We start from the raw sequence: 26,853 nt of genomic DNA, 5'->3' as shown, positions 1-26,853 counted from the left end.
CGACGGTCGTCCGGTGCCATCCAGCGTCCTGTTCGCCGACCGAGTCGATCTCGTCCGTGGCGGGCGATACCTGCTCAGCGATGCCTCGCTGCGGGTCGAGGAGGGTCAGCACTGGGTGTTGCTCGGTGCCAACGGCGCGGGCAAATCCACCCTGCTCAGCTTGCTCGGCGCGCTCGTCCATCCCACGCACGGTGCAGTGCACGTTCTGGGCCATCGCCTCGGGCGAGTGGACATGCGCGAATTGCGGACGCACATCGGCCACGTCGACCCGCAGCGAGGCATCGCTGAGCAGGTATCGCCCGCCACGGACGAGATCGACTCGGTCGGCGAACAGGACGCTGGATGGCACCGGACGACCGTAGCTGCTGGGACGGATCGTGGAGAAGTAGGCTCTGAGGTCGGTAGAACCGACAAGACGACGAAACGAGTGTGGGTACGACGTGAGTGCAACGGCACCTGTTCGAGTAGGGGTACTGGGGTCACGCGGCAAGGTAGGGCAGGCCATCTGTGCCGCCGTCGAGGCAGCCGAGGATCTCGAGCTCGTGGCGACCGTCGACCAGGGCGATCCGCTGGCGAACTTCGTCGATGCGAACGCCCAGGTGGTCGTCGATTTCACGCACCCCGACGTGGTGATGGACAACCTGCAGTTCCTGATCGAGCAGGGTATCCATGCAGTGGTCGGCACCACCGGATTCGACGAACGGCGGCTCGAGCAGGTTCGCGAATGGCTGGCGGGATCGCCGCAGACGGGTGTACTGATCGCACCGAACTTCGCCATCGGCGCGGTGTTGTCGATGCGATTCGCGCAGCAGGCCGCCCGGTTCTTCGACTCGGTCGAGGTGATCGAACTGCACCACCCCAACAAGGCCGATGCGCCGTCGGGCACGGCGTACCGAACCGCCGCGCTGATTGCCGAGGCACGAGCGGCCGCAGGCACTCCGGCGAGCCCCGATGCGACGACGACCGAACTCGATGGCGCACGTGGTGCCGATGTGGACGGAGTGCGTGTGCACTCGATCCGGCTCGCGGGACTGGTTGCGCATCAAGAGGTTCTGCTCGGCACGCAGGGTGAGACACTGAGCATTCGGCACGATTCGCTCGATCGAACGTCGTTCGCGCCCGGTGTGCTGCTCGGAGTCCGCGAGATCGCGGGACGACCGGGGTTGACCGTCGGCCTCGATCCGCTGTTGGATCTGTGAGCTGATCGACGGTGAACAAAACGACGAAGGTGCTCGCCATCCTCGCGGTGATGGTGCTGATTCTCGGCTTCTACTTCTTTCTGCTCGGCCAGCGCGGTGTGACTCTGATCCAGAACGGTGGCGTGGCGAGCATCTCCTTGGGGATCGGGGTCCTGCTGCTGCCGATACTCGGGTTGTGGATCGTCTGGGCCACCCTCAAAGCCGGCTTCGACCACCAGCGGCTGGCCTCGCGCATTCACGAGGAGGGCCTCGAACTCGACGTCGCGGATCTTCCGCGCAGGCCGTCGGGTCGAATCGAACGTGATGCGGCGGATGAGTTGTTCCAACAGGTCAAGGCCGAGTGGGAGAAGGATCCGGACAACTGGCGCAACTCCTACCGGCTGGCTCGCGCCTACGATTATGCCGGTGACCGTGGACGGGCCCGCGAGACGATGAAGCGGGCTGTGGCACTCGAACGGGACGAGAACTGACCTTCGATGCCGCGCACCCTGCTGGTCGTTCATCACACCCCGAGCCCGCTCACGCACGAGCTGCTCGAGGCAGTTCTCGACGGCGCTCACGACCCCGAGATCACCGGCGTGGACGTGCGCAGTGTGCCTGCTCTCGGCGCGACCGTTCCCGACGTACTCGGTGCCGACGGCTTTCTCTTCGGAACACCGGCGAATTTCGGATACATGAGCGGGGCTCTGAAACACTTCTTCGACACCGTGTACTACCCGTGTCTCGGTGCCGTTGCCGGAAAGCCCTACGCTGCTTGGGTTCACGGCAACGACGACACCTTGGGTGCCGGCCGGGCGATCGAGAAGATCGCGTCGGGCTGGGGTCTGGAGAAAGTGTTCGGCACCCTGCACGTCGCCGAGAGCGGCAAACCTGCACGTGAACGCTGCTACGAACTCGGCGGAACCGTTGCGGCGGGGTTGTCGGACTGAGGGCTTCCTCGCGAGCTTCTTCGGTTGCTCGCACACCCGACCCGAGAGCTACGAAGTGGCCGACGCCCTGAGGTCCGTAGTAGGGCGCTACTGATTCAGTCGGAGTCGGCGGGGGAGTCCGGGCGCAGAATGTCGTCGGCCGGGATCGGTAGCGGAATCTCGAGCAGGCGCTCCGGCCAACTCGGATACGCGGGCCTGATCCACACTCGGTTGTCGTCGAGTTGCGTCATCAGCACCCGCCGCCACGGCCAGTCCTCCTGCGGTGCACTCAGATCGGTCTCGGATTCGAGTGGCAGGGGTGCCTTGGTCCAGTGCGGAGCCGACAGCGATGCCAGACCGCGATCCTCGAGCTGGGCGATCGCAGTCTCGATCGGCACGCCGTGCGCAACGGTGATGCCGGCGGGATTGACGGCATCGACGGTGTAATCGTCGTCGTATTCGTCCTGTGCACTCGTGTCGTGGGCGACGGTCCACCCGATCACCTCACCGTCGGAGGCTCGTCTCACCGGCAATCTGCTGCGCCACCGCTCGATATCCACTGCCGCGAGGATACGCGGTAAGAAAAGTGAGTTCGGTGAAGAAACTATTGACAGTTGTGAGCGAGCAGGGCGGTACACGTGTTTGACTGCAGGAGATACTGCACGCTTGTACCGCTTTCTATCTCAAGGGATTTCGATGACCCTCCGCATTCTCGATCGCTCCGCCATCGTCGCGACACCCGAGTGGAGCCGCTGGTTGATACCTCCGGCCGCGCTGTCCATTCACCTCGCGATCGGATCCGCCTACGCCTGGAGCGTGTTCAAGAACGCCATCTCGCAGCCCGACGCACTCGGGCTCAGCGGCACCGTCACTGCCATTCCGTTCCAGCTCGCCATCGTGATGCTCGGCCTGTCCGCGGCGATCTTCGGAACCCGCGTCGAGAAGAACGGTCCGCGGTGGGCTATGGCCGTCTCCCTGGTCTTCTTCGTCTCGGGACTGTTGCTGTCCGCGCTGGGCATGGCCCTCGGACAGTTCTGGCTGGTGATCTTCGGCTACGGGTTCGTCGGCGGTATCGGCCTCGGAATCGGCTACATCTCACCGGTCTCGACCTTGATGAAATGGTTCCCGGACCGGCCGGGCATGGCCACCGGTATCGCGATCATGGGCTTCGGCGGCGGCGCACTCATCGCGTCGCCCCTCACCAGCCAGCTGATGGTGAACTTCGGCGGGTTCACCGACGGGTCCATCGCCAAGACGTTCCTCACGCTCGGCGTCGGATACGCGGTGTTCATGGCACTGGGAGTCGTGTTGATCAGAGTGCCGGCCGAGGGATGGACCCCGGCCGGATGGACCCCGCCCGCGTCATCGGCGATGATCTCGACGCACAACGTCTCGGCCGCGAACGCAGTGAAGACTCCCCAGTTCTGGTTGCTGTGGGTCGTCCTGTGCTTCAACGTCACTGCCGGAATCGGCATTCTCGAGCGCGGATCGGGCATCTATCAGGACTTCTTTCCCGACGCGACCTCGCCCGAATCTCTCGCCGCTGCGGCTGCCGGTTTCGTCGCGTTCCTCTCCCTGACCAACATGATCGGACGGTTCGTCTGGTCTTCGGTGTCCGACGTGGTGGGGCGTAAGAACATCTACCGGATGTACCTCGGTGTCGGCGCACTGCTGTACCTGTACATCGCGTTGTTCACCAACACCAACAAGATCCTGTTCATGGTCTCGGCCTTGCTCATTCTCTCGTTCTACGGCGCGGGATTCGCCACGGTTCCGGCCTATCTCAAGGACCTCTTCGGTACGTATCAGGTGGGCGCGATCCACGGACGACTCCTCACCGCGTGGTCGGTGGCCGGTGTCCTGGGGCCGCTGATCGTCAACGCCATCGCCGACGCCGGAGAACCCGGAACCACCGGCCGATACCTACCGGCGTTCTACGTGATGATCGGTCTGCTCGTGGTCGGCTTCCTTGCCAACGAGGCGATCAAGCCGGTCGCATCGAAGTATCACGAAGCCGATCCGGCGAAGGCCGCGACGACCACAGGAGCGAAGGCATGAGCGGCGGACGCAAGCAGGTCACGATGGCGGTCGCATGGGCGTGGGTTGCCGTGCCGTTCGCCTACGGACTGTACGAACTGATCCTCAAGGCGGCGAACCTGTTCAGCACGTGAGTCGACGTGTCGGTGGGCCGTGACAGGCTGGTCCGATGCAGGAGATGAGTGCCGCCGCCGCGCGTCGTACCGCCCTGGCCGCCCAGGGGCTGGCGTCGAGGCGGTCGCGTACTCGGCCGGCGAGCAAGGCCGCGGTTCACGCAGCCATCGACACCACCGGACTGTTGCAGATCGACTCCGTGTCGGTGGTGGTGCGGGCGCACTACGCACCGGTGTTCAGCCGCGTCGGTGCCTACGATCGCACTGTCGTCGACGACGCCGCATGGACCGACACTGCGCGTCGACCTCGTCGACTGGTGGAGTACTGGGCCCACGAGGCCGCATTGCTGCCCGTGGAGGACTGGCCGCTGATGCGATGGCGAATGGAGCTGTATCGACACGGGCGGTGGGGCGGAGCTGCGCACATCCTCGATCGCGAACCGACTCTCGTCGACGACGTCCTCGCGGTGATCGGCGACATCGGTGCGGCCAGCGCGGGTGAGATCGAGAAGCACCTCGAGCTGGACACCCCCGGTCGCAAAGGTCCCTGGTGGGATCGCAGTGATGTCAAGGTCGTCTGCGAACAGCTGTTCGCGGCCGGCGTGGTGACCGTGCCGACACGGACGGGATTCGTGCGCCGGTACGAGCTCAGCGAACGGGTGATCCCGGAGAACGTTCTGCACAGGCACGTCGACGAACCGGACGCGGTACGGCAACTGATCGAAAAGTCCTCTCGGGCACTGGGAATCGGTACCGAGCCGGATCTGAGGGACTACTACCGGCTCTCGCAGAAGCAGGCCAAGGCGGCGATCGGCGATCTCGTCGAGGACGGCGTACTCGAACCGGTGACCGTCCGAGGCTGGAACGCACCGGCATACCTGCACCGCGACGCCAGGACACCGCGAACGGCCACCGCCGCCGCACTGCTGTGCCCGTTCGATCCGATGATCTTCTTTCGGCCCCGGGTGCAGCGAATGTTCGACTTCCACTACCGAATCGAGATATACACCCCACAGCACAAGCGAGTCCACGGCTACTACGTGTTTCCCTTTCTGCTCGACGGGCATCTGGTGGCTCGCGTCGATCTCAAGGCAGTGCGAGCGCAGTCCGAACTGCACGTGATCGCGGCCTACGTCGAAGGCGACCGCAACGCCGGTGACATTGCGCCTCGACTACGAGACGTACTGCGGGAGATGGCGGATTGGCTCGAACTCGAACGCGTGGTGGTGGGGGACCGGGGAGACCTCGTCGCCGCACTGCGATGACGTCGGTCGGGGGTTCGATTCTGCCGAAGTGCAGGTCGGAAGAATCGGTGTCACTATTTCCAGTGTGACTTCGCGCCGGACAGACACCGCCCCCGAACTCCCACCCCAGGTCGTCGTCCTGTTCGGGGCGACAGGAGACCTGGCCAAGCGAAAACTACTGTCCGGGATGATGCATCTGGCGCTGTCCGATCTCGCGCCGAACATCCGGGTCGTCGGCACATCTCTCGAAGAGATGTCGACCGACGAATTCCGCGCTCTCGCTCGCGAATCGATCAACACCCACTCGAGTCGCAAAGTCGGCGACGAGCAATGGAATCGTTTCGCCTCGCGACTGACCTACGTGTCGCAGCAGGCAGGACCGGCGGCGTTGGGGGAGGCCGTGGCCGAGGCCGAGATCGACCTCGGAGGAAGCGCCGAACGGCTGCACTACCTGTCTGTTCCGCCGAGAGCTGCTCTGGCAGTAGTGGATACGCTCGCATCGGCAGATCTGGTGAAGCGCTCCCGAATCATCATGGAGAAGCCGTTCGGCACCGACCTCGAGAGCGCGATCGCGCTGAACGCTCGGGTTCACCGAACGTTCGACGAGGATCAGGTCTTCCGGATCGATCACTTCCTCGGCAAGGAACCCGCTCAGAACATCCTGGCCTTCCGGTTCGCCAACGGGTTGTTCGAGCCGATCTGGAACCGCAACTTCATCGATCACGTCCAGATCGACATCCCGGAGAAGCTCGCACTGGACGGCCGAGCCGGATTCTACGAATCCACCGGCGCGTACAAGGACATGGTGGTCACGCACCTGTTCCAGGTGCTGGCATTCATGGCCATGGAACCGCCGACGGCGCTCGAACCCCGCGCCATCAGCGAGGAGAAGAACAAGGTCTTCCGATCCATGCTGCCCCTGGACCCGAAAAACGTTGTGCGAGGGCAATACTCGGGGTACCGATCAGAAGAGGGCGTAGCCCCCGACTCCGATACCGACACCTTCGTGGCTCTCAAGTGTGAAATCGACAATTGGCGCTGGGCCGGTGTGCCCTTCTATCTGCGCAGCGGTAAGCGACTCGCCGAAGGGCAGCGCATCATCTCGATCGCCTTCAGGGAACCACCGAAGAGCATGTTCCCGGCCGGCTCGGGCGTGGGAGCGCAAGGTCCCGACCATCTGACCTTCGACCTCGCGGACGCCTCGAAGGTTTCGCTGTCGTTCTACGGCAAGCGGCCCGGTCCCGGTATGCACCTCGACAAACTCAGCATGCAGTTCGCGATTCACGAAACCGAACGAGTCGGAGACGTACTCGAAGCCTACGAACGGCTGATCCTCGACGCCATGTACGGCGACCACACCCTGTTCACCACGGCCGAGGGCATCGAGCGGCTGTGGCAGGTCTCCGAACCGCTGCTCGCCGATCCACCCCCGGTCCGGTCGTACGCACCGGGGTCGTGGGGGCCCAACGCGATCCATCAACTCATCGCCCCACACGCGTGGCGGTTGCCCTTCGAGCGGGAGTGGCGCGAGAAGAAGTAGGCCGATCAGTTGTTCCAGCCACGGTCCTTGCGCATCTGATCACGCAGTGCGCCCTGAACTGCCTGCGACAACCACGAATTGAGCGACACTCCGCTGTTGTTCGCGGCGTCCTCGGCCCGTTCCTTGATCTGCTCGACCAATCGCAGCGTCACCCGTCGGACCTCACCGGACACGTCGTCCATGGTCGGGTAGTCCTCGGTGACGGGCTCTGCCGGATCGCCGTCGTGCAGACCGGGCAGCGGGCCGTCGCGTCGAACATCGGCGTGCGCCTGCGTACCGTCGAGGCAAACGGTGACCGTATGACCATTCAGGTCGTTCGATACCTCTGCCGCGAAGTCCGACAGTGCCGTGAGCAGCATCAATCTGGCCGACGCCTCCGCCGTCTTGCCGAGAGCTTCGGCCGTCTGGCGGGTGTGCTCGTCGCCCAGAGCGGCTGCCGCGAGTAGATCCGTGCGTAGCGACGCGGTGTACTTGTCCAGTTCCATGACGCCAGTGTGGCGTCATAGTTGACGTCGGTCAAGCGTGCCTGGTGACGTCATGTAGCGGCGCCGTGACGCCATCGTTCGCCGGGCATCGGTGCCGCGTTTAGGGTTGTGCGGTGTCAGCAGAAAACGAAGGTAGAGCTGTGCCGCGGACGGTTGCGCTGAAAGTGCAACTGGTCGCCCGAACCGAGTTCGTTCCGCCCGTCGACATTCCCTGGGAAACCGACGCGGACGGCGGGCAGGCATTGGTCGAGTTCGCCGGTCGTGCCTGCTACCAAAGCTGGTCCAAGCCCAATCCTCGGACCGCGACCAATGCGTCGTATCTGCGTCATTTGCTCGACGTCGGACACCTGTCGGTTCTCGAGCACGCGAGCGTGAGTTTCTACATCACCGGAATCTCGCGATCGTGCACACACGAACTGATCCGGCACCGGCACTTCTCCTACTCGCAACTCTCGCAGCGATTCGTTCCCGAACACGACGCCAACGTGGTTCTTCCACCGGCTGTCGAAGGCGATCCCGAGCTCGAGGCGCTGTTCGCGTCTGCGACCGAGGCGAGTCGGGCGGCCTACACCGAACTGCTCGGTGCGCTGGAGGGGAAACTGGAATCGGTCACCAACGCTGCTCTACGGGGCAAACAGGCGCGGCAGGCGGCTCGGTCGGTGTTGCCGAACGCGACCGAGACACGCGTGGTGGTGAGCGGAAACTACCGTGCGTGGCGGCATTTCGTGTCGATGCGTGCCTCCGAGCACGCGGACGTGGAGATTCGACGCGTTGCCGTCGAATGTCTGCGTAAGCTCGTGGCAGTGGCTCCCGACGTGTTCGGCGACTTCGAGATCTCGACGCTGCCGGACGGCACGGAAGTCGCCCGCAGCCCGTTCGTGACCGAGGTCTGACTACGAGGTTCGGTTGCGCCGTAGACCGGGTATGGCTGGACGGTGTCGGCGGGGAGTCCCGCTGCGCGAGAGTGGGCAAAGCACCGGGTAATCTGCTGCCATGACCTACGGTGACGCCGCTCCTTCCGTTGCGCCTGTGTTCGGTACGGTGCTCACCGCGATGGTGACCCCGTTCACGGCGGACGGCAAGTTGGATATCGATGCGGGCGTTCGGCTGGCACATCATCTCGTCGAGCAGGGCAACGACGGACTGGTTCTGGCCGGCACGACGGGCGAGTCGCCGACCACCACCGAGAACGAGAAGCTCGAACTGCTTCGCGCAGTGATCGCCGCGGTCGGTCATCGGGCGCGCATCATCGCCGGAGCCGGCAGCAACGACACCGCACACAGCGTCGAGCTGGCCCGTGACGCCGCCCGTGCAGGCGCACACGGTCTTCTGGTCGTCACCCCGTATTACTCCCGCCCGCCGCAGGCCGGTCTGTACGCGCACTTCACCGCGGTCGCGAACGCCACCGACCTGCCCGTGATGCTCTACGACATTCCGCCGCGGTCGGTCGTTCCCATCGAGACCGAGACGTTGCGTCGACTCGCCGAGCATCCACGGATCCTCGCGGTCAAGGACGCCAAGGGTGATCTGAACGCCGGTGCCGAACTGATCGCGTCGACCGGGTTGCAGTTCTACTCGGGCGACGACCCGCTGAACCTGCCCTGGCTCTCGGTCGGAGCAACAGGCTTCGTCAGCGTCATCGGCCACCTCGTTCCGGCTCGCCTCCGCGAGCTGCACACCGCCTTCATGATGGGCGACATCGCGCGTGCTCAGGCGATCAACGTCAGCCTCATCCCGGTCATTCGTTCGGTCGCGCGCCTCGGCGGCGTCAGCGCATCGAAGGCCGGCCTTCGCCTCATCGGAATCGATGTCGGCGAACCACGACTTCCCCAGGTGCCACCGAGCATCGACCACATCGAATTGCTCGCAGCAGAGCTGCGGGCGGCAGGAGTTCTTGTATGACACGACCGAACAGATCGCGCGGACGCGCAACCCGAAACGCCGGACCCCCCTCCGAGCGTCCGGCCCCGAAGCAGGGCCAACCGGCAGGGGCTCGGCAGGGGAAGCCGATGGTGCAGAACTCGGCGCGCACTCAGCGTCCCGACAAGCGTCGTGAATTCGACCCGACGGAGCGTCTCGGCACACCGCCGAAGGCCCCGTTCAAGGGCCTGCGAGTGGTCGCGCTCGGTGGCATCGGCGAAATCGGTCGCAACATGACGGTGTTCGAGCACCAGGGCAAAATGCTGATCATCGACTGCGGCGTGCTCTTTCCCGAGGATCAGCAGCCGGGTGTCGACCTGATCCTGCCCGACTTCCGGCACATCGAGAATCGCATGGCCGACGTCGAGGCCGTGGTCCTGACGCACGGTCACGAGGACCACATCGGTGCTGTCCCGTTCCTGCTGCGCCTGCGTCCCGACCTACCCGTCGTCGGATCCAAGTTCACCCTCGCGCTCGTCGCGGCCAAGTGCCGTGAGCACCGATTGCGGCCGAACCTCGTCGAGGTCATCGAGGGCCAGCACACGCAGCACGGCCCGTTCGATTGCGAATACTTCGCGGTGAACCACTCCATTCCCGATGCGCTCGCCATCGCCATCAGGACCGATGCCGGGCTGGTGCTGCACACCGGTGACATCAAGCTCGATCAGCTACCGCTCGACGGTCGCCTGACCGACCTGGCCGGCTTCTCCCGGCTCGGCGACGAGGGTGTCGACCTCTTTCTGGTCGACTCCACCAATGCCGAGGTGCCCGGATTCGTCACGCCGGAACGCGAGATCGGCGGAGTACTCGACACCGTCATCGGCAAGGCGAAGCAGCGCGTCATCGTCGCGTCGTTCGCCAGTCACGTGCACCGCATTCAGCAGGTCATCGACGTCGCCGAGCGGTACAACCGCCGCGTGGCATTCGTCGGCCGGTCGATGGTCCGCAACATGCAGATCGCTCAGGATCTCGGCTACCTGCGTGTGCCCGACGGTCTCGAGGTCAATGTCGACACTGCCGCAACGCTTCCCGACGACCGGTTGGTGCTGATCTCCACCGGTTCGCAGGGCGAGCCGTTGTCGGCGCTGTCCCGGATGGCTCGCGGCGAGCATCGACAGATCAACGTCAAGGCGAACGATCTCGTGGTGCTGGCGTCCTCACTCATTCCCGGCAACGAGAACTCGGTGTTCGCGGTGGTCAACGGCCTCGCCAAGCGCGGTGCGACCGTCGTGACGCAGCAGAACGCGAAGGTTCACGTCTCGGGCCATGCGTCGGCGGGAGAGCTGCTCTACCTCTACAACGCCGTTCGGCCCACCAATGCCATGCCGGTACACGGCGAGTGGCGTCACCTGCGCGCCAACGCGGCGCTGGCCAAGGCGACGGGCGTACCCGAGGAGCGAGTGGTGCTGGCCGAGGACGGCGTGGTGGTCGACATGGTCGACGGTCTCGCCGAGATCGTCGGACAGGTGCCCGTGGGGCACGTCTACGTCGACGGCCTCTCGGTCGGTGACGTCGGCGATTCGACGCTGTCCGACCGACTGGTGCTGGGCGAGGGCGGTTTCATCGCGATCAGCGTCGCCGTCGATTCGGCCACCGGTCGTGCAGTGACCGCACCCGAGGTGTCCGGTCGCGGATTCTCCGACGATCCGGCTGCACTCAAGGAAGCCGGTCAACTCGTCGAGTCGGAGTTGCAGCGTCTGGCGTCCGACGGCGTGTCCGATACGCACCGCATCGCGCAGGCAGTGCGTCGTGTCGTCGGTCGGTGGGTGGCGGACAAGTATCGCCGCAAGCCGATGATCGTTCCGACGATCATCGCGGTCAAGCCGCAACCGCAGTCGAACTAGGCGCTCCCACAGTCGAACTGGACGCGATCGTCTAGACGAGCAGTCTCCAGAGTCCGATCAGACCCAGGACGACGATGGCACCGCGCAGGGCCGCCGGCGAGAGCCGGCGGCCGTAGCGCGCTCCGACGGCTCCACCGATCAGCGAGCCGACCGCGATCAGTCCCGCTGCCTGCCAGCTGATGTCGTCGAAGCGAAAGATCGTGTACGTCACCGCTGCAACGACATTGACGACCAATGACAGAAGATTCTTGGCTGCGTTCATCCGCTGCATGGTCTCGGGGAGCAGCGCTCCCATCACCCCGATGAGCAGGATGCCTTGTGCGGCAGTGAAATAGCCGCCGTAAATACCGACCAGCAGAGTGCCGCCGGTGACCAAGGCCATCCGGGTACGGCTGATGTGGTTCGCGGCCTTGCCTGCGGCTTCCGATCGCCGTTTGGCCCAGGCCTGGATTCTCGGTTGTGCGACAACGAGAATCAGCGCGCCGATGAGCAATACCGGAACCACTGCGGCGAACACGGTTTCGGGTAGATGGAGCAGCAGCCAGGCACCGCCGAGCGCGCCCAAGAACGAGGCAGGCAACTGCCACCGCAGTCGATGCCACTGCCCGCGCAGTTCGCGCCGATAACCCCACGTACCCGAGACGCTTCCCGCCACCAGGCCCACCGCATTGGACATGGTGGCGACCACCGGGGGATAGCCGAATGCGACCAACGTCGGAAACGTGATCAGCGTCCCGGAACCGACGACGGCGTTGATGGCTCCGGCTCCGAGTCCGGCGAGCAGGATGACGAGAATTTCCGATACCGGCACTGTTGGGAGGCTACCGACGCCGCAGGTGCATCGAACATCGGGGAGTGTGGGGCGGCGGGATGCCGTCGGATCGCTCGGGACGTACCGTGGACCGCGTGAGCCTCGCCCAGGATGAACGTTCCCAACTGGTCCAGACCCTTCTCGACGTGGGTCCCGATGCGCCGACGCTGTGCGGTGAGTGGACCGCAGCCGATCTGGCGGCGCATCTCGTCGTCCGGGAACGACGCCTGGACGCCTCGCCCGGCATATTTCTCTCTCCGCTCGCGGGGTACACGGAGCGCGTCCAGCGATCCGTTGCGAACAAACCGTTCACGACGGTGGTGGAGGACATACGGACGGGGCCGCCCATGTGGTCGCCGTTCGCACTGCTGGACCCCCTGATCAATCTCGGTGAGATGTTCGTTCATCACGAGGATCTGCGCCGGGCAGGCGAGAGCTGGACTCGACGAGTGTTGCCGGCCGCGGTGGAAACGCGCCTGTGGCCGCAGGTTCGTTTGATAGGCCGGGCCGGACACCGTTCTGCGCCGATTCCGGTGCACGTCCGCACCCCGGACGGCCGCACAGCCACGTTCAAGGGTGGATCGGGCCCGGGCCCGGGCGTGACCGTGGTGGGGGAGCCGTCGGAACTGCTGCTCTACGCGTTCGGGCGCGATCGGATCGAGGTGCTGTACGAGGGTTCGGCGGACGACGTGGCTGCCGTGAAGGCACTCGATCTGAGCTTCTGACACATTCACCCCCGCTGTTACTGGTGTTGCGGATGGTTTCGACGGGGCTGTTGCGACTAGCCTGGGGGCATGGCAGGAAAGACCAGCACCTCCACCGCCAGAGCCGGATCCAGCGGATCCGGCTCCTCGCGCGCGTCCGGCACCGCCCGTAAATCCGGTGGCGGGCGTACTGCGCGCACCGTGACGACGCCGAAGAAGCCCACCGCGCCGCGCAACCCCGCGACGTCGCGTGCGAACGCGTCCTCCCGTGGCAAGGCCCCAGCCAGGGGTGCGTCGACGGCTCGGCGCCCGGCGGCGAAGAAGAAGTCACGCGGTGCCCTCGACGCGATCGGGCGAGGCATCGCGTCCACCTGGTCGATGGCGGCACGCGGAGTCGGTGCCACGACGCGGACGGTGAGCAAAGCCGCCGACATCGAGCACGGCCACCGCCGGGACGGGATCGCCCTCGGACTGATCGCCGTCAGTGTCGTCGTCGCCGCGAGTGTGTGGCTGAGCGCCGGGGGACCGGTCGGCGAATGGATCGAGGTGGGTATCCGCGCCGTCATCGGTGAAGCCGGCTACGTCGCGCCCGTGCTCGGTGTCGCCATCGCCGTCGTTCTGATGCGCTCCGAACCGCATCCCGAGGTACGGCCGCGACTTGTTCTGGGATCGATCCTGCTCGGCCTGCCGATCCTCGGCCTGTGGCACATGGCCGCAGGCTCACCGACCGACGCCGCCGGCCGATCCGAGGGCGCAGGCTTCATCGGATACGTGGCAGGTGGACCCATAGCCGACGGCCTCACCGTGTGGCTGGCCGTACCGTTGTTGCTGCTCGCAGGCCTGTTCGGAGTACTGCTTCTCACCGGCACCACCGTGCGCGACGTACCCGATCGGATGCGTGCACTGTTCGGCACCGACAGCCGCGGCGACGAATACGACGAGTACGACCCGGCCGACTTCGGCTCCGAATTCGGTGACGAGGGCTACGGCGACTACGACAGCAACTTCGACGCCGACGGCTACCCGGTCCACGGCGGCGCAGACCCCTACGACAACTACCCGACCGAGGAATACATCCCGGTCGTCAAGCCGCCACGCGCGCGCAAGACCCCGCCGCCCGAGGCTGCCACCGAGGTCATCGCACCCGCCGCCGCTGTTCCCGCACCTGCTCCCGAGCCGGTCGCGCCCCCGCGGCCGAAGCCCAAGCCGATCGTGAAGGCGGCCGAACCGAAACAGCCGGCCGAGGACGACAAGATCGTCGTCGATCGCGTCGTCGACGGGGATTACACGCTGCCGTCGCTGTCGTTGCTGATCGACGGAGATCCGCCCAAGACCCGCAGCCAGGCCAACGACGCCATGATCGAGGCGATCTCCGAGGTACTCGAACAGTTCAAGATCGATGCCGCGGTCACCGGTTTCACCCGCGGCCCCACGGTCACCCGCTACGAGGTGGAGCTTGGCCCCGGCGTCAAGGTCGAGAAGATCACGGCACTCGCACGTAACATCGCCTACGCCGTCGCCACCGACAACGTTCGCCTGCTCGCACCTATCCCGGGCAAGTCCGCGGTCGGTATCGAGGTGCCCAACTCGGACCGTGAGATGGTCCGTCTGGCGGACGTGCTGACCGCGCCGTCGACGCGCAAGGACCACCATCCGTTGGTGATCGGACTCGGTAAGGACATCGAGGGCGACTTCGTCAGCGCCAACCTCGCGAAGATGCCGCACTTGCTGGTGGCCGGATCCACCGGTTCCGGTAAGTCCAGCTTCGTGAACTCGATGCTCGTCTCGCTGCTCGCACGGGCGACGCCGGACGAGGTTCGGATGATCCTGATCGACCCGAAGATGGTGGAGCTGACGCCCTACGAGGGAATTCCGCACCTCATCACCCCGATCATCACGCAGCCCAAGAAGGCTGCCGCGGCGCTGGCCTGGCTCGTCGAGGAGATGGAGCAGCGTTACCAGGACATGCAGATCAACAAGGTTCGTCACATCGACGACTTCAACAAGAAGGTGCGGTCCGGCGAGATCACCGCACCACTGGGCAGCGAACGCGTCTACCGGCCGTATCCCTACATCCTGGCCATCGTGGACGAGCTGGCCGACCTGATGATGACTGCCCCGCGTGACGTCGAAGAGGCGATCGTGCGGATCACCCAGAAGGCGCGCGCCGCCGGCATTCACCTGGTGCTCGCCACCCAGCGTCCTTCGGTCGACGTCGTGACGGGCTTGATCAAGACGAACGTGCCGTCGCGACTGGCCTTCGCCACGTCGTCTCTGACCGACTCACGCGTCATTTTGGACCAGCCGGGTGCGGAGAAGCTCATCGGTATGGGAGACGCGCTCTTCCTACCGATGGGTGCGGGCAAGCCGACGCGTCTGCAGGGTGCGTTCATCACCGACGAGGAAATCGCCGCCGTCGTCGACTTCGCCAAGAACCAGGCCGAGCCGGAGTACAACGAGACCGTCACCGCTGCGAAGGTCTCGGACAAGAAGGACGTCGACCCGGACATCGGCGACGACCTCGACGTGCTGTTGCAGGCGGTCGAACTGGTCGTGACGAGTCAGTTCGGTTCGACGTCGATGCTGCAACGCAAGCTTCGAGTCGGCTTCGCCAAGGCCGGGCGATTGATGGACCTGATGGAGAACCGCGGAGTCGTCGGCCCGAGCGAAGGCTCGAAGGCCCGCGAGGTACTCGTCAAGCCCGACGAACTCGACGGTCTGCTGTGGTCGATCAAGGGCGGCGACCCGGACGAGCAGCCCGCGTCGGAGGAGTTCTGACCGCTTCCCGGCGTGGGTGAATGGACCACTGCAGCCGTCTCGGCGGTGCAGTGGTCCATTCATTCGAACGGGGGGGGAGCGGGGAAGATCAGGACGTGAAGGTGCCCATGACGGGCGTCCATTCGTGGAACGTCGCCGACTCGATCAGGTTCTCCACCGCGAACGGGTCTTGCGCGAACAGCGTCTCGACGGTGGCAGCATCCGCGCCCTCCACCAGCAGCAGAGCACCGCTGCCATCGGCGTACGGTCCACTCGACACCAGGGTTTTCCGGTCGAGTAGGTCGGCCAACCAGGCGCGATGTGCTGCGCGGTGGGTGTCGCGCCCGTCTGTGGTGGCGGGTGAATAGGTGTAGCTGACGGCGATCAGGGGCATGGAGCTCTCTTCCGGATTCGAGGGGTGATCCCGGAATTCTGTCAGAGCGACAGCAACATCCGCGTGTTGCCCAGAGTGTTCGGTTTGACGTAACTCAGGTCCAGGAACTCCGCCACGCCGGTGTCGTAGGAACGGCACATTTCCGCATAGACCTCGGCCGTCACGGGGGTTCCGTCGATCTCGGCGAACCCGTGTCGAGAGAAGAAGTCCACCTCGAAAGTCAGCACGAACACTTTCTGCAACGCCAGATCACGAGCGACCTCGATCAGTTTGGCGACGATCAGATGGCCTGCGCCGTGCCCCTTGGCGGCGGGATCGACGGCGACCGTGCGAACCTCGCCAAGATCGGCCCACAGCACGTGCAGTGCACCGCAGCCGATGATCTCGCCGTCACGCTCGGCGATCCAGAACTCCTGCACCGCCTCGTACAGGGTGACGAGGTTCTTCTCGAGCAGAATGCGTCCGGCGTAGATGTCGATCAAACGCTTGATCTCGGGGATGTCGGAGGTTCTGGCTCGACGCACGACGAGAGTGCCGTCGTCAGCGGAGCCGAGGTCCGCAATGTCGGATTGCACGTCGGATTCGGGGTCTGCGATGTCGCGACTCGCCCGATTCGGCCCAGAAGTCATGGGGTGAACAGTAGTCAGTACCGCAACCGATAAACTTTTCGTGTGTCGTTCAGTGAGCTGTGTCCCCGTCTCGGCGGATCGGTGCTGCGCCGAAGCCGACACACCGACCGGTACGTCGTCGACGGCGCGCGGTTCTGCCGATGAGCGGGCCGGTGACGCCCGATCACGGCGTTCCATCCAGCGGCGAGATTCCGGGCAACCGTCCCTCCGGTGCTTCGGCCCCGCGTGATTCGGGACTGCGTGATTCGGGACTGCCTCACGGCAACGCTGTCACCGGTGGTCCGGACGAAGTGCCGTTGCTCAATATCGCGAACGTCCTGACGGTGCTCCGAATCGCACTGGTTCCGGTCTTTCTCGCAGCACTGTTCGTCGGTGACGGCCACGACACATCCTGGCGGCTGGCGGCAACCGCGATCTTCGCTGCTGCTGCCATCACCGACCGGATCGACGGTCAGTTGGCCCGCAAGTACGGTCTCGTCACCGATTTCGGGAAGATGGCCGACCCCATCGCGGACAAGGCTCTGATCGGGGCCGCGCTCGTCGGACTGTCGATGTTGGGCGACCTGTCGTGGTGGGTGACGGTGATAATCGGTGTGCGGGAGATCGGCATCACCGCGGTGCGGTTCGCCGTCATCCGCCACGGAGTGATCCCCGCAGGGCGCGGCGGCAAGGTGAAGACTCTGGTGCAGACGTTCGCGATCGGGGTGTACCTGTGCCCTCTGCCGAGCGTGTTCGACCCGGTCGCGGTCGCCTTGATGGCGCTGGCGGTTCTGCTCACCGTCTACACCGGTGTGGACTACGTGGTGCAGGCCGTTCGTCTGCGCCGAGGCGTGTCCTCCGCGTGAACTCGTCGGCGGGCTACAGTCGTGGTGGCCGTGTCGCAGCTGTTTCGGCGCGTGTCGCAGTGAACGGGCATATAGGGTCGGGAACCAATCGGACCGACTGGGACGTTGAACATCGTGACGGCTCCGGACGAACGAGATGTGAACGTTGTCGTCTCGACGGCACAGCCGTCGGCACGAACACCAACGAGGAGGAGCGAGATGGCGCTGCTATTGCGTGAAGCACTCGGCGACAGTTTGCGGCGTACTCGCGTCGCACAGAGCCGAACCCTGCGTGAAGTCTCGAACACCGCACGCGTCAGCCTCGGATACCTTTCCGAGGTCGAACGTGGTCGCAAGGAAGCGTCGAGCGAGCTCCTCGCTGCGATCTGCGACGCCCTCGCCGTCCCGCTCTCGGACGTCATGAGCGATGTCAGTGTGACACTGTCCGACGCCTCGACCGCCGCCGCGCGGCTCGACGAGGCGGCGGTCGCCACCCGCATCGACGGCGATACTCGTGTCGTGATTCCGGCACCTGCTGCCAGAGCACTCGCCGCCGCCTAAGATCGGAAAAGTACCCAGTTTCCACTCCTGACCCAGACCACGCACCCGACTTTCACAGCACGGACAGGTTCATTTCGGTCACTGCGAGAGCAGCCGACCCGTACGCGGCCACCGCGGCGCAACAGATGGAGGCAGGACCACCCCATGGCTAATCCTTTCGTCAAGGCCTGGAAATACATGATGGCGCTCTTCAATTCCAAGATCGACGAGAAGGCCGACCCCAAAGTTCAGATTCAGCAGGCGATCGAGGACGCACAGCGACAGCATCAGGCTCTGTCCCAGCAGGCCGCGTCGGTCATCGGTAATCAGCGCCAGCTCGAGATGAAGCTCAGCCGTCAGCTGGACGAGGTCGAGAAGCTCAACGCGAACGCGCGGCAGGCGGTGACGCTGGCCGATCAGGCCGCCACTGCAGGCGACATCGAGAAGGCCACGCAGTACACGAACGCAGCCGAGGCGTTCGCAGCACAGCTGGTGACCGCCGAGCAGAGTGTCGAGGACCTCAAGGTCCTGCACGACCAGTCTTTGCAGGCAGCCACTCAGGCGAAGAAGGCCGTCGAGCAGAACGCCATGGCTCTGCAGTCGAAGGTCGCAGAACGCACCAAGCTACTGAGCCAGCTCGAGCAGGCGAAGATGCAGGAGAAGGTCAGCGAATCCCTGCGGTCGATGGACAGCACGCTGTCCGCGCCCGGCAACACCCCGAGCCTCGACGCGGTGCGCGACAAGATCGAACGTCGCTACGCTGATGCCCTCGGATCGGCAGAGCTGGCCCAGAACACCGTGTCGGGTCGCATGATGGAGGTTCAGCAGGCTTCGGTGCAGATGGCGGGTCACAGCCGCCTCGAACAGATTCGTGCATCGATGGCAGGCGACTCGTTGCCGTCGGGCAATGCCGCGGCGAAGCCCTCGATCTCGAAGGCTCCGGACGCGACGCCCGAGCCACCGGCTCAGGCATAGATCGAGCCGGCGAACAGCTCGGACGTCCGACAGCAACGTCGACATGAACAGTAGAGAACACGAATCCGGCCGGTCGCGTAAGCGGCCGGCCGTTTCGCTCGATCGTGAGGCCGTGACCGCAGCCGTCACCGAGTCCGGTGCCGTGGTCAAGTCTTTGGCGGAGTCCGCTCGGAGTGTCGGGACCTCGATTCTCGGTGCCGCAGGGCGCCGAAGGGATCCCCGCGTCAAGCACCTGAAGAAGATTCGCCGCGCCAGACGACGCGGAATCAGGTTCGGTGCTGCGTCCACGACGACGGCCGTGGGAACTGCGGGGATGGCCGTGCTGTCGGCACCGGAGTGGACTCTGTTCGTGGGCGGCGGTAGTGCTGCACTGATGGCGGTCCCGGCCGCATTCGCGGTGACGCGGTTGCGGCGTCTTCGAGCCCAGCCGGTGCCGGTGGGACTACCGACCAAGCGCGTATTGCCGCAGCGCGGATCTGCCGCGTACGAGTCGATGACCCGACTGGCCGGTGCCGAGCAGAGTCTGTTCGAGCTACTGGGAATCCTGGCGAGGTCCGAGACGATCGGTGCCGAGGACGTCGAGGAGATGATCGGGGTGACCTCCGACGCAGCCCGCGGGCTCGAAGGAGTCGCCGTCGACATCGCCGCTCTGGAACGTGCGGGGGCGGCAAGCGCTGTGACCCGCGAGCACTTGCGCGGCGGAATAGCCTCGGCTGCAGCCGAACTCGCCACCGGTGTCGATCAGTACGAGCAGCTCGTGGCCGCTGCCGCGCGGATGACCGGACCGGCCGGATCGGCGTCGACGACGGTCGTGGAATCGCATCGACGCGAGCTGCTGTCGGCTACGGATCGACTGCAGGGGTGGGCCGAGGCGCTCACCGAACTCGACCGGATTCGGTCGCGGCATCGCTGAGACAATTCAGGGTTCACCCCGATGTGCTCGTCGCGCGCGAGTGCCAGTATCGAAGTACGCGAAACGACACGGTGCGCGGCGACACGGTAGGAGCACTCATGTTCTGGAAAGTACTGGGATTCATCGTTCTGATCTGGATTGCGCTCGCGCTTCTGGGCAGCATCATCAAGGGTGTCTTCTGGCTCGTGGTGGTCGGCGCGATCGTGTTGAGCCTGGTGTGGCTGTACAAGGCGATCTCCTCCGACAACGATCGCTCGTCGCTGAAGTTCTGACGCGGCGGCTCGGTCACCCGCGAGCCACGGAATCCTGATTCACGAACACCCGAAGTGCACGCGGCACGCAACGCGCGGTGACAGGTAGTTCGGCGACTCGCTCACCGTCCGCATAGGCGACGATTCCGTCGCATCGCAGCGTGACCTGCGTCGAGGTGTAGGTGTCCACCTCGGGCCGGTCGATGTGCGTTCCCCGGTAGAGCGTGGGGGACAGTCCGAGCAGTCGAGTCCGGCTCACCCCTCGGATGACGGTGACGTCGAGAAGGCCGTCGTCCACGAGCGCGGCGGGGCACACGACCATCCCGCCACCGTAACTTCTGCCGTTTCCGACAGCGACCAAGGTGGCGTCGAGACGAAGCTCGGCATCGTCAAGTTCGATGACGTACGGCAGCTTTCGAAGTGACGCCAGCTGAAGCATCATCGCTGCGTTGTACCGCAGCGGTCCGCGTGGCCAGCGCAGTCGCTTGGCCCTCTCGGTGACCAGCGAGTCGAAGCCACTGGACAGGACGGTGGCGAACCAGCGCTCGCCGATCCGTCCGAGATCGATTGCGCGAGTGACGTTGTCGGCGACGATGTCGGCGGCGTGAACAGCATCGCCACGAGGCAGTCCCAGAGACCGTGCCAGATCGTTGCCGGTACCGGCCGGGATCAGGCCCATCGGGACGTCGGTGCCGGCCAGTACTTGGACGACGAGATTGACGAGCCCGTCGCCGCCGACGGCGACCACCGCGTCCGTACCGCTGCCGACTGCCTTCTCGAGCAAAGTCAACGCATCCCCGGGTGTGCGGCCTTCGATGGCCGTGACGTGAAGTTCACGCTCCCGCAGTCGAGCCACGGCGCACCGTCCGGCGTGCCCCGCGTGCCCACCGCCGGCCATCGGGTTGGTCAACACCGTCACCGATCGGGTCATGCTCGCAACGATTTTTCGATCACATCGATCAGCTTGCCAGGGTCGACGATTGTCGTGGTGGTGACCGACGCGATTCCTGGTCGAATGCCCCCGATGCAGATTGCGCATGCGTGTTACTAGCGATCTTCCGGCCCGATGTGCGTGTAACCGTGAGGTACTGTAACGAAATAGACTGTTACTACGCGTAATACGGTCTTTTTGTCCGAATCGAGAAAGGTGGCACGTGATCGAGCAGCCGGTGTCGAGTCCTGTCTCGTCGGAGCCCCCGCAGTCGTCGTCCGGGACCGCCGCTCCCGAGAAGTCGGTCGAGAACACCGTTCTCGACGCGGCCCGATCCTGCATCCTCGAACACGGAGTCAAGCGCACGACCTTGGCCGAGATCGCGCGTCGCGCCAAGGTCAGCAGGCCCACCGTGTACCGAAGATGGGCCGATACACGAGCTGTGGTCTCGAGCCTGCTCACGCGAGAGATCGGTGCCCTGATTCCGAGCTTCGACGCTTCGGCACCGGCTCGTGATCAGCTCGTGACTGCCGTGGGTGACGTTGCCGACCGCATTCGACTCCATCCGCTTTTCGTGAAGATTCTGCGTTCCGATTCCGACGTGCTCGCCACGTACATTCTGCATCGGCTCGGAACCAGTCAGGCGTTGATCATCGACGCACTGGCTTCTCTGGTCGTTGCCGGACAACGTGATTCCTCGATTCGTGCGGGGGATCCCACCACTCTGGCCACGTTGGTGTTGCTGATGGTGCAGTCTGCTGTCCAGTCCGCGGAGATGGTGTCCGAGCGGGTGTCCGGTGCCGAGGTGACACGCCAGATGGCGTTCGCCGTCGACCGTTATCTGCGACCCGAGGGTGCGTGAACGAGGCCGCGTCCTGACCTGACCGCCCCTCTCGCGACCTGATCTCGGCGCACGTCGAGCGGTACGGCTCGAGTGTGGCACGCTGGGTTGGTGCGAGTAGCAGTGGTGGCCGGGCCCGATCCGGGGCATGCCTTTCCGGCGATCGCCCTGTCTCTGCTCTTCCGCGCGGCCGGCGACGAACCGATCCTCTTCACCGGTAGCCGCTGGGTACCCGCCGCGCACGCCGCGGGCCTGCGAGCGCTTCCGCTGGGTGGACTCGCACCGCGGCCGGAAGACGACGATCTCGATGCCGGACAACGGATCCACTCTCGGGCGGCGTTCGTCTCGACCGAGTTGCTACCCGACCTCGAGCGGGAGAACGTCGATCTCGTCGTGTCCGACATCCTCACCGCAGGGGGTGGCATGGCCGCCGAGCGTCTCGGTATCCCCTGGGTCGAACTCTCGCCCCATCCTCTGTATTCGCCCTCGAAAGGGTTGCCGCCCATCGGAAGTGGCTTGGCTCCGGGTATCGGAATTCGGGGCAGGCTGCGCGATGTCGTTATGCGCGCGTTGACGGCACGCTCGATCGCTCAGGGGCGCACACAGCGTTCCAGCGCACGGACGAGCATCGGGTTGCCTGCCGAGGACCCGGGTCCCGCTGCTCGGCTGGTCGCCACCATTCCCGCGCTCGAGGTGCACCGTCCCGACTGGCCGGAGGAGGCACACGTGGTCGGCCCGCTGCTGTGGGAGCCGACGGACGAGCTGCTCGATGCCCCCGACGGCTCGGCACCGCTGGTGATGGTCGCGCCGTCGACCGCCTTCACCGGTGCGGAAGGAATGCTCGAGATGGCGCTGAAAGGGTTGGACGGCAGGGGAGTGCGGGTCGTGGCCTCTGTTCTCGACGGAGGTCCCGTCGCGCTCCCGAGCTGGGCGAACGCAGGCCTCGGCCGCCAGGACGAACTGCTGCGCCGTGCCGATGTGGTGGTGTGCGGCGGTGGCCACGGCATGCTTGCCAAGTCTCTCGTCCACGGCGTTCCGGTGGTGGCCGTCCCCGGCGGTGGTGATCAGTGGGAGCTGGCGAATCGGGCCGCCCGGCAGGGGAGTGCGGTCATCGTACGACCCCCGACACCGACCTCGATCGCCGACGCGGTGGCCACGGTGTTGTCCGATCCGCGTTTCGCCCGGGCAGCGGGGGCGGCGGCGGACGGGTCGCAGTCCGTCGAGGATCCGGTGTCGGTGTGTCGTCACGTGCTCGCCCGCAGCGGTCCACGGAGCGGGCGCTAGGGTTGTCGTTGTGCGTCTGACCGAATTTCGTGAACTCCTCACCGAGGAGTTCGGCTCCGTTCGAGGAAACTCCCTGCTGGCCGATCATGTGTTGTCCGGCATCGGTCGCACCGGAGCGCAGGCCATCGAGGACGGCGTCGACCCGCGAGAAGTGTGGCGCTCGATCTGTTACGAGTTCGACGTTCCGAAAGAGCGCTGGTAGTCCGCACCGGTCCTGCCGATCTTTTCCGGCGTGTCGAAAGCCGAGGTAGTTGACTCGAACACGTGTTCCCCTATGCTGATGTCAACGGTTGCTGAGCGGTCTCGAGAAACTTCTTGTCGGTACCCCGTTCTAGCGTTACCGACGACAAAGCTGATCGATACGACACAGCTGAACGACACGACACAGGGAGCTCACGATGGCTGCATACGATCGCGACAAAGCGCTCGATCTCGCACTTGCGCAGATCGACAAGAACTTCGGCAAGGGCTCGGTGATGCGCCTCGGTGACGAGGTCCGACAGCCCATCGCCGTCATCCCCACGGGATCGATCGCGCTCGATGTGGCACTCGGCATCGGAGGGTTGCCGCGTGGACGTGTCATCGAGGTCTACGGTCCGGAATCCTCGGGTAAGACCACCGTCGCCCTCCATGCAGTGGCCAGTGCTCAGCGGGCCGGCGGCATCGCTGCCTTCATCGACGCCGAGCACGCTCTGGATCCGGACTACGCGAAGAAGCTCGGCGTCGACACCGATGCCTTGCTGGTGTCGCAGCCCGATACCGGTGAGCAGGCTCTCGAGATCGCCGACATGCTGATCCGATCGGGTGCTCTCGACATCCTCGTGATCGACTCGGTGGCGGCATTGGTGCCGCGCGCCGAGATCGAGGGTGAGATGGGCGACAGCCACGTGGGTCTGCAGGCCCGCCTGATGAGCCAGGCGCTGCGCAAGATCACCGGTGCCATGAGCAACTCGGGCACCACGGTCATCTTCATCAACCAGCTGCGCGAGAAGATCGGCGTCATGTTCGGCTCTCCCGAAACCACCACCGGTGGTAAGGCATTGAAGTTCTACGCCTCGGTTCGCCTCGACATCCGCCGTATCGAGACCCTGAAGGACGGAACCGACGCTATCGGTAACCGCACCCGGGTCAAGGTGGTCAAGAACAAGGTGGCACCGCCGTTCAAGCAGGCCGAGTTCGACATCATCTACGGCAAGGGCATCAGCCGCGAAGGCTCGTTGATCGATATGGGCGTCGAGCACGGCTTCATCCGTAAGTCGGGTTCGTGGTTCACCTACGAAGGTGACCAGCTCGGCCAGGGCAAGGAGAACGCCCGCAAGTTCATGCTCGAGAACCCGGACGTGCGGGACGAAATCGAGAAGAAGATCATGGAGAAGCTGCAGATCGGCGCGGACGTCACCGCAGAGGAGCCCGCAGCTGCTCCGGTCGACTTCTAACCTGTTGTCGCTGTGCAGCAGCGAGACGAAGGCGGCGGCACCGAGGCGCAGGCGAAAGATGTCTGCCTTCGGTTGCTGACCGACCGAGCGCGCAGCAGGCACGAACTCGAAGCGAGCCTGGCCAAGAAGGGCTTCACCGCAGAAATCGCGAACGCTGTTCTCGACCGGCTCGAGAAGGCCAAGCTGGTCGACGACGAATCCTTCGCTCAGCAGTGGGTCCAGTCCCGGCACAAGTACTCCGGCAAGGGCAAACGTGCATTGAGCATGGAGCTCCGCAACAAGGGAGTCAGCAACGAACTCGCTGTGCATGCACTCGATCTGATCGATGCCGACGACGAGCGTCAGCGCGCAGCCGAGTTGATACGCAAGCGATTCCGCACGCTGCAGTTGCCCGATCCCAGCGGACCCGATGCTCGAACCGAGCGAGACAAGGTTGTGCGCAAGCTGGTCGGCATGCTCGCCCGCCGCGGCTACTCGCAGTCGATGGCATTCGCAGTGGTCAAAGAGGAGCTCGACTGCGCAGGTGCCGATACCGAAGACTTCGACGGCCCCGACTCGATGTGATCGTCCACCTCGAGCCGGTGCCGTCGAGAAACAGTAAGGCCCGCAACACCATCGGTGTTGCGGGCCTTACTTGTCGACGGCCTCGACCAGTTGCAGTGTCGTGTGGGTCAGGCTGCCTGACCACCGTCGAGAGCCGGAACCACTTCAGTCGCGCCGGCCTTGCGCTTGCGAGAACGCAGACGACGTTCGACCACGGTGGCCAGCTTCGTCAAAGCGGAGTTGATGATGATCATGATGACGGCGACAATCACCAACGACGGCAGGTAGTTGCTGTAGAACGCGCCCACCTGCTGCCCGGAACGGACGACTTCGACGTAACCGATGACGTAACCCAGCGCCGAGTCCTTCAGTGCCACCACCATCTGCGAGATGATCGCCGGAAGCATGGCGGTGACGGCCTGGGGGAGCAGAACCAGGAGCATGACCTGGCTCTTGCGCATGCCCAACGCCGACGCGGCTTCGCGCTGGCCCTTGGGCAGGGAATTGACGCCGGCACGCACGATCTCGGCAATGACCGAACCGTTGTACAGGGTCAGGCCCGTGACCACCGCAGCCAAGGCCAGGTACTTGACCTTGAAGACCTCGTAGTCGGCATAGACGGCGTACAGGAAGATCATCAGGATCAGCACCGGAACGGCGCGGAACACCTCGACGAATGCGCCACTGATCACTCGCACGACTCGATGATCGGACAACCTGCCGATACCGAGTACGGCACCGAGGATCAGGGCGAACACGATCGACAGGGCCGCTGCCACCAGCGTGCCCTGAATACCGGGCAGCAGATAGGTGGTCCACGTGGTCGATTCGAGGAACGGATCCCACTTCTCAGCGGTCAACTGCCCCTTCGAGTCGAGCGCCCGGTAGATCAGAAACGCGATCCCCAGCGAGACGACTGCAACGACCACGGTCAGAATGCGGTATCGCAGTACCGCTTTCGGGCCCGGGACGTCGTACAGAACTGCTACTGCATCACTCATCATGACACCGCCAATCGCTTGCTGATGTAGCCGAACAGCAACCCGGTCGGGAGCGTCAGGATCATGAACCCGAGTGCGAAGATGCCACCGACGACGAAGATCGCGGCCTCGTTCTCGATCATTTCTTTCATCAGGAACGATGCCTCGACCACACCGATGACGGACGCGATCGTGGTGTTCTTCGTCAAGGCGATCAGAACGCTACCGAGCGGGCCCACCACTGCCCGGAACGCCTGTGGGAGAACGACGATGCTGACGTTCTGGGTGAAGGTCATGCCCAGAGAGCGACCCGCTTCGGCTTGACCGACGGGGACGGTGTTGATGCCCGATCGCAGTGACTCGGCCACGAACGACGCCGTGTACACGCTCAAGCCGAGTACGGCGAGTCGGAAGTTGTTGTCCACCAAGCCTGTCGGCGACGACTGCGAAGCCAACGAGACACCCAGGGTCTGGAAAAGGCCGAAGGAGGTGAACAGAATGATCAACGTCAGTGGAGTGTTTCGGAAGATCGTGACGTACACGGTGGCGATCGCTCGCGCAATCGGGATCGGTGACACGCGCATGGCTGCGACCACCGTGCCGATTATCAGCGCACCGACCGCCGACAGCAGTGTCAACTGGATCGTCGTGATGAATACCTCGACGAGTTGACTGCCGTATTTGCTCAAAAGGTTCAAGGTGCCTCAGGTCCTTACGGCTCAGAGAGAATTCAGGCCGCCGAGTACTTCT

Annotated in this window: 30 protein-coding genes and 1 pseudogene; 23 read left to right on the top strand and 8 right to left on the bottom strand. The window is 64.7% G+C overall.

The window, feature by feature from the left end; all coding sequences use genetic code 11:
- Positions 1-13: 13 nt before the first annotated feature.
- The 4 genes and pseudogenes from CH256_RS05795 to CH256_RS05780 form a co-directional block, all read left to right on the top strand.
- A pseudogene (locus CH256_RS05795) lies at positions 14-283 on the top strand (ATP-binding cassette domain-containing protein); the annotation flags it as partial.
- Between the two features lie 157 nt (positions 284-440).
- On the top strand, positions 441-1,199 hold the full coding sequence (dapB, locus tag CH256_RS05790; protein ID WP_068050716.1) for a 4-hydroxy-tetrahydrodipicolinate reductase: 759 nt from the start codon (positions 441-443) through the stop codon (positions 1,197-1,199).
- Positions 1,200-1,249: 50 nt separating this feature from the next.
- On the top strand, positions 1,250-1,669 hold the full coding sequence (locus tag CH256_RS05785) for a hypothetical protein (protein WP_179272011.1): 420 nt from the start codon (positions 1,250-1,252) through the stop codon (positions 1,667-1,669).
- Positions 1,670-1,675: 6 nt separating this feature from the next.
- Positions 1,676-2,128: a flavodoxin family protein gene (locus tag CH256_RS05780; RefSeq protein WP_094669068.1), complete on the top strand. Its 453-nt coding sequence runs from the start codon at positions 1,676-1,678 to the stop codon at positions 2,126-2,128.
- A gap of 95 nt (positions 2,129-2,223) precedes the next feature.
- On the opposite strand, the gene CH256_RS05775 is transcribed toward CH256_RS05780, so the two are convergent.
- Positions 2,224-2,667, bottom strand: coding sequence for a hypothetical protein (locus CH256_RS05775; protein ID WP_255183277.1), 444 nt, complete (start codon positions 2,665-2,667; stop codon positions 2,224-2,226).
- A gap of 136 nt (positions 2,668-2,803) precedes the next feature.
- Here CH256_RS05775 and CH256_RS05770 point away from each other — a divergent pair, with 136 nt between their 5' ends.
- From CH256_RS05770 to zwf, 4 genes are all read left to right on the top strand, one after another.
- A complete protein-coding gene (locus CH256_RS05770) occupies positions 2,804-4,165 on the top strand; it encodes an OFA family MFS transporter (RefSeq protein WP_068050714.1) in 1,362 nt (453 codons plus the stop codon).
- Positions 4,162-4,278: an MFS transporter small subunit gene (locus tag CH256_RS29065; RefSeq protein ID WP_441344172.1), complete on the top strand. Its 117-nt coding sequence runs from the start codon at positions 4,162-4,164 to the stop codon at positions 4,276-4,278. Before CH256_RS05770 ends, CH256_RS29065 begins: the two co-directional genes overlap by 4 nt.
- A 35-nt stretch (positions 4,279-4,313) precedes the next feature.
- Positions 4,314-5,522, top strand: coding sequence for a winged helix-turn-helix domain-containing protein (locus tag CH256_RS05765; RefSeq protein ID WP_094642070.1), 1,209 nt, complete (start codon positions 4,314-4,316; stop codon positions 5,520-5,522).
- 64 nt (positions 5,523-5,586) lie between these two features.
- A complete protein-coding gene (zwf, locus tag CH256_RS05760) occupies positions 5,587-7,041 on the top strand; it encodes a glucose-6-phosphate dehydrogenase (protein WP_094669073.1) in 1,455 nt (484 codons plus the stop codon).
- Between the two features lie 5 nt (positions 7,042-7,046).
- Here zwf and CH256_RS05755 read toward each other — a convergent pair whose 3' ends face one another.
- On the bottom strand, positions 7,047-7,526 hold the full coding sequence (locus CH256_RS05755) for a hypothetical protein (protein WP_094642068.1): 480 nt from the start codon (positions 7,524-7,526) through the stop codon (positions 7,047-7,049).
- A 140-nt stretch (positions 7,527-7,666) separates the two neighbouring features.
- On the opposite strand from CH256_RS05755, the gene thyX reads away from it, so the two are divergent.
- The 3 genes from thyX (at position 7,667) to CH256_RS05740 (ending at position 11,290) form a co-directional block, all read left to right on the top strand.
- Positions 7,667-8,419, top strand: coding sequence for an FAD-dependent thymidylate synthase (gene thyX, locus CH256_RS05750; protein ID WP_094642066.1), 753 nt, complete (start codon positions 7,667-7,669; stop codon positions 8,417-8,419).
- Between the two features lie 100 nt (positions 8,420-8,519).
- Complete coding sequence (gene dapA / locus CH256_RS05745) at positions 8,520-9,428, top strand: 4-hydroxy-tetrahydrodipicolinate synthase (RefSeq protein ID WP_032377140.1); 909 nt, start codon at positions 8,520-8,522, stop codon at positions 9,426-9,428.
- Positions 9,429-9,535: 107 nt separating this feature from the next.
- Positions 9,536-11,290, top strand: a complete 1,755-nt coding sequence (locus tag CH256_RS05740; protein WP_037189531.1) for a ribonuclease J — start codon at positions 9,536-9,538, stop codon at positions 11,288-11,290.
- 31 nt (positions 11,291-11,321) lie between these two features.
- Here CH256_RS05740 and CH256_RS05735 read toward each other — a convergent pair whose 3' ends face one another.
- Positions 11,322-12,101, bottom strand: a complete 780-nt coding sequence (locus tag CH256_RS05735) for a sulfite exporter TauE/SafE family protein (RefSeq protein ID WP_094614466.1) — start codon at positions 12,099-12,101, stop codon at positions 11,322-11,324.
- Positions 12,102-12,196: 95 nt separating this feature from the next.
- Here CH256_RS05735 and CH256_RS05730 point away from each other — a divergent pair, with 95 nt between their 5' ends.
- Both CH256_RS05730 and CH256_RS05725 read left to right on the top strand, forming a co-directional pair.
- The gene (locus CH256_RS05730) at positions 12,197-12,826 is read left to right on the top strand and encodes a TIGR03085 family metal-binding protein (protein ID WP_176460473.1); all 630 of its coding nucleotides are present in this window, start codon (positions 12,197-12,199) and stop codon (positions 12,824-12,826) included.
- Between the two features lie 69 nt (positions 12,827-12,895).
- Positions 12,896-15,583, top strand: coding sequence for a DNA translocase FtsK (locus CH256_RS05725; protein ID WP_176460472.1), 2,688 nt, complete (start codon positions 12,896-12,898; stop codon positions 15,581-15,583).
- An 88-nt stretch (positions 15,584-15,671) separates the two neighbouring features.
- On the opposite strand, the gene CH256_RS05720 is transcribed toward CH256_RS05725, so the two are convergent.
- Both CH256_RS05720 and CH256_RS05715 read right to left on the bottom strand, forming a co-directional pair.
- Positions 15,672-15,956 carry a YciI family protein gene (locus CH256_RS05720; RefSeq protein WP_068050703.1) on the bottom strand — a complete coding sequence of 95 codons (285 nt, stop codon included), beginning with the start codon at positions 15,954-15,956 and terminating at the stop codon, positions 15,672-15,674.
- 41 nt (positions 15,957-15,997) lie between these two features.
- Positions 15,998-16,585, bottom strand: coding sequence for an amino-acid N-acetyltransferase (locus CH256_RS05715; RefSeq protein ID WP_082899029.1), 588 nt, complete (start codon positions 16,583-16,585; stop codon positions 15,998-16,000).
- 140 nt (positions 16,586-16,725) lie between these two features.
- Between CH256_RS05715 and pgsA the strand changes: the two genes are divergently transcribed.
- The 5 genes from pgsA (at position 16,726) to CH256_RS27975 (ending at position 20,109) form a co-directional block, all read left to right on the top strand.
- Positions 16,726-17,430 (top strand): CDP-diacylglycerol--glycerol-3-phosphate 3-phosphatidyltransferase, encoded by a 705-nt coding sequence (gene pgsA, locus CH256_RS05710; RefSeq protein WP_231893994.1) that lies wholly within the window; start codon positions 16,726-16,728, stop codon positions 17,428-17,430.
- Between the two features lie 198 nt (positions 17,431-17,628).
- A complete protein-coding gene (locus CH256_RS05705; RefSeq protein WP_032397883.1) occupies positions 17,629-17,970 on the top strand; it encodes a helix-turn-helix domain-containing protein in 342 nt (113 codons plus the stop codon).
- A gap of 144 nt (positions 17,971-18,114) precedes the next feature.
- On the top strand, positions 18,115-18,924 hold the full coding sequence (locus CH256_RS05700; protein WP_094642063.1) for a PspA/IM30 family protein: 810 nt from the start codon (positions 18,115-18,117) through the stop codon (positions 18,922-18,924).
- A gap of 43 nt (positions 18,925-18,967) precedes the next feature.
- A complete protein-coding gene (gene pspM, locus CH256_RS05695; protein ID WP_255183276.1) occupies positions 18,968-19,837 on the top strand; it encodes a phage shock envelope stress response protein PspM in 870 nt (289 codons plus the stop codon).
- A gap of 98 nt (positions 19,838-19,935) precedes the next feature.
- Positions 19,936-20,109: a hypothetical protein gene (locus tag CH256_RS27975; protein ID WP_176460471.1), complete on the top strand. Its 174-nt coding sequence runs from the start codon at positions 19,936-19,938 to the stop codon at positions 20,107-20,109.
- A 13-nt stretch (positions 20,110-20,122) separates the two neighbouring features.
- Here the strand turns inward: CH256_RS27975 and CH256_RS05685 are convergent, their stop codons facing one another.
- Positions 20,123-21,019: a diacylglycerol kinase gene (locus CH256_RS05685; protein ID WP_094642059.1), complete on the bottom strand. Its 897-nt coding sequence runs from the start codon at positions 21,017-21,019 to the stop codon at positions 20,123-20,125.
- A 223-nt stretch (positions 21,020-21,242) separates the two neighbouring features.
- On the opposite strand from CH256_RS05685, the gene CH256_RS05680 reads away from it, so the two are divergent.
- The 5 genes from CH256_RS05680 to CH256_RS05660 all read left to right on the top strand — a co-directional run bounded on the left by CH256_RS05680 (position 21,243) and on the right by CH256_RS05660 (position 25,144).
- Entirely contained in the window at positions 21,243-21,881 is a 639-nt protein-coding gene (locus CH256_RS05680) for a TetR/AcrR family transcriptional regulator (RefSeq protein ID WP_231893992.1), read from the top strand.
- 90 nt (positions 21,882-21,971) lie between these two features.
- Positions 21,972-23,144 (top strand): glycosyltransferase, encoded by a 1,173-nt coding sequence (locus tag CH256_RS05675; protein ID WP_141215333.1) that lies wholly within the window; start codon positions 21,972-21,974, stop codon positions 23,142-23,144.
- A gap of 10 nt (positions 23,145-23,154) precedes the next feature.
- On the top strand, positions 23,155-23,346 hold the full coding sequence (locus tag CH256_RS05670; RefSeq protein WP_027496833.1) for a DUF3046 domain-containing protein: 192 nt from the start codon (positions 23,155-23,157) through the stop codon (positions 23,344-23,346).
- 196 nt (positions 23,347-23,542) lie between these two features.
- Positions 23,543-24,580, top strand: coding sequence for a recombinase RecA (recA, locus tag CH256_RS05665; RefSeq protein WP_008716921.1), 1,038 nt, complete (start codon positions 23,543-23,545; stop codon positions 24,578-24,580).
- Between the two features lie 12 nt (positions 24,581-24,592).
- Positions 24,593-25,144 (top strand): regulatory protein RecX, encoded by a 552-nt coding sequence (locus CH256_RS05660; protein WP_094642057.1) that lies wholly within the window; start codon positions 24,593-24,595, stop codon positions 25,142-25,144.
- Positions 25,145-25,251: 107 nt separating this feature from the next.
- Here CH256_RS05660 and CH256_RS05655 read toward each other — a convergent pair whose 3' ends face one another.
- Positions 25,252-26,124 carry an amino acid ABC transporter permease gene (locus CH256_RS05655; protein WP_068050696.1) on the bottom strand — a complete coding sequence of 291 codons (873 nt, stop codon included), beginning with the start codon at positions 26,122-26,124 and terminating at the stop codon, positions 25,252-25,254.
- Positions 26,124-26,801: an amino acid ABC transporter permease gene (locus tag CH256_RS05650; RefSeq protein WP_068284151.1), complete on the bottom strand. Its 678-nt coding sequence runs from the start codon at positions 26,799-26,801 to the stop codon at positions 26,124-26,126. Before CH256_RS05650 ends, CH256_RS05655 begins: the two co-directional genes overlap by 1 nt.
- Positions 26,802-26,853: the final 52 nt, after the last annotated feature.

Source organism: Rhodococcus sp. 05-2254-6 (assembly GCF_002258565.1).
In the GTDB taxonomy this organism is placed as follows: domain Bacteria; phylum Actinomycetota; class Actinomycetes; order Mycobacteriales; family Mycobacteriaceae; genus Rhodococcoides.
This window is presented reverse-complemented; position numbering and strand designations above follow the sequence as displayed.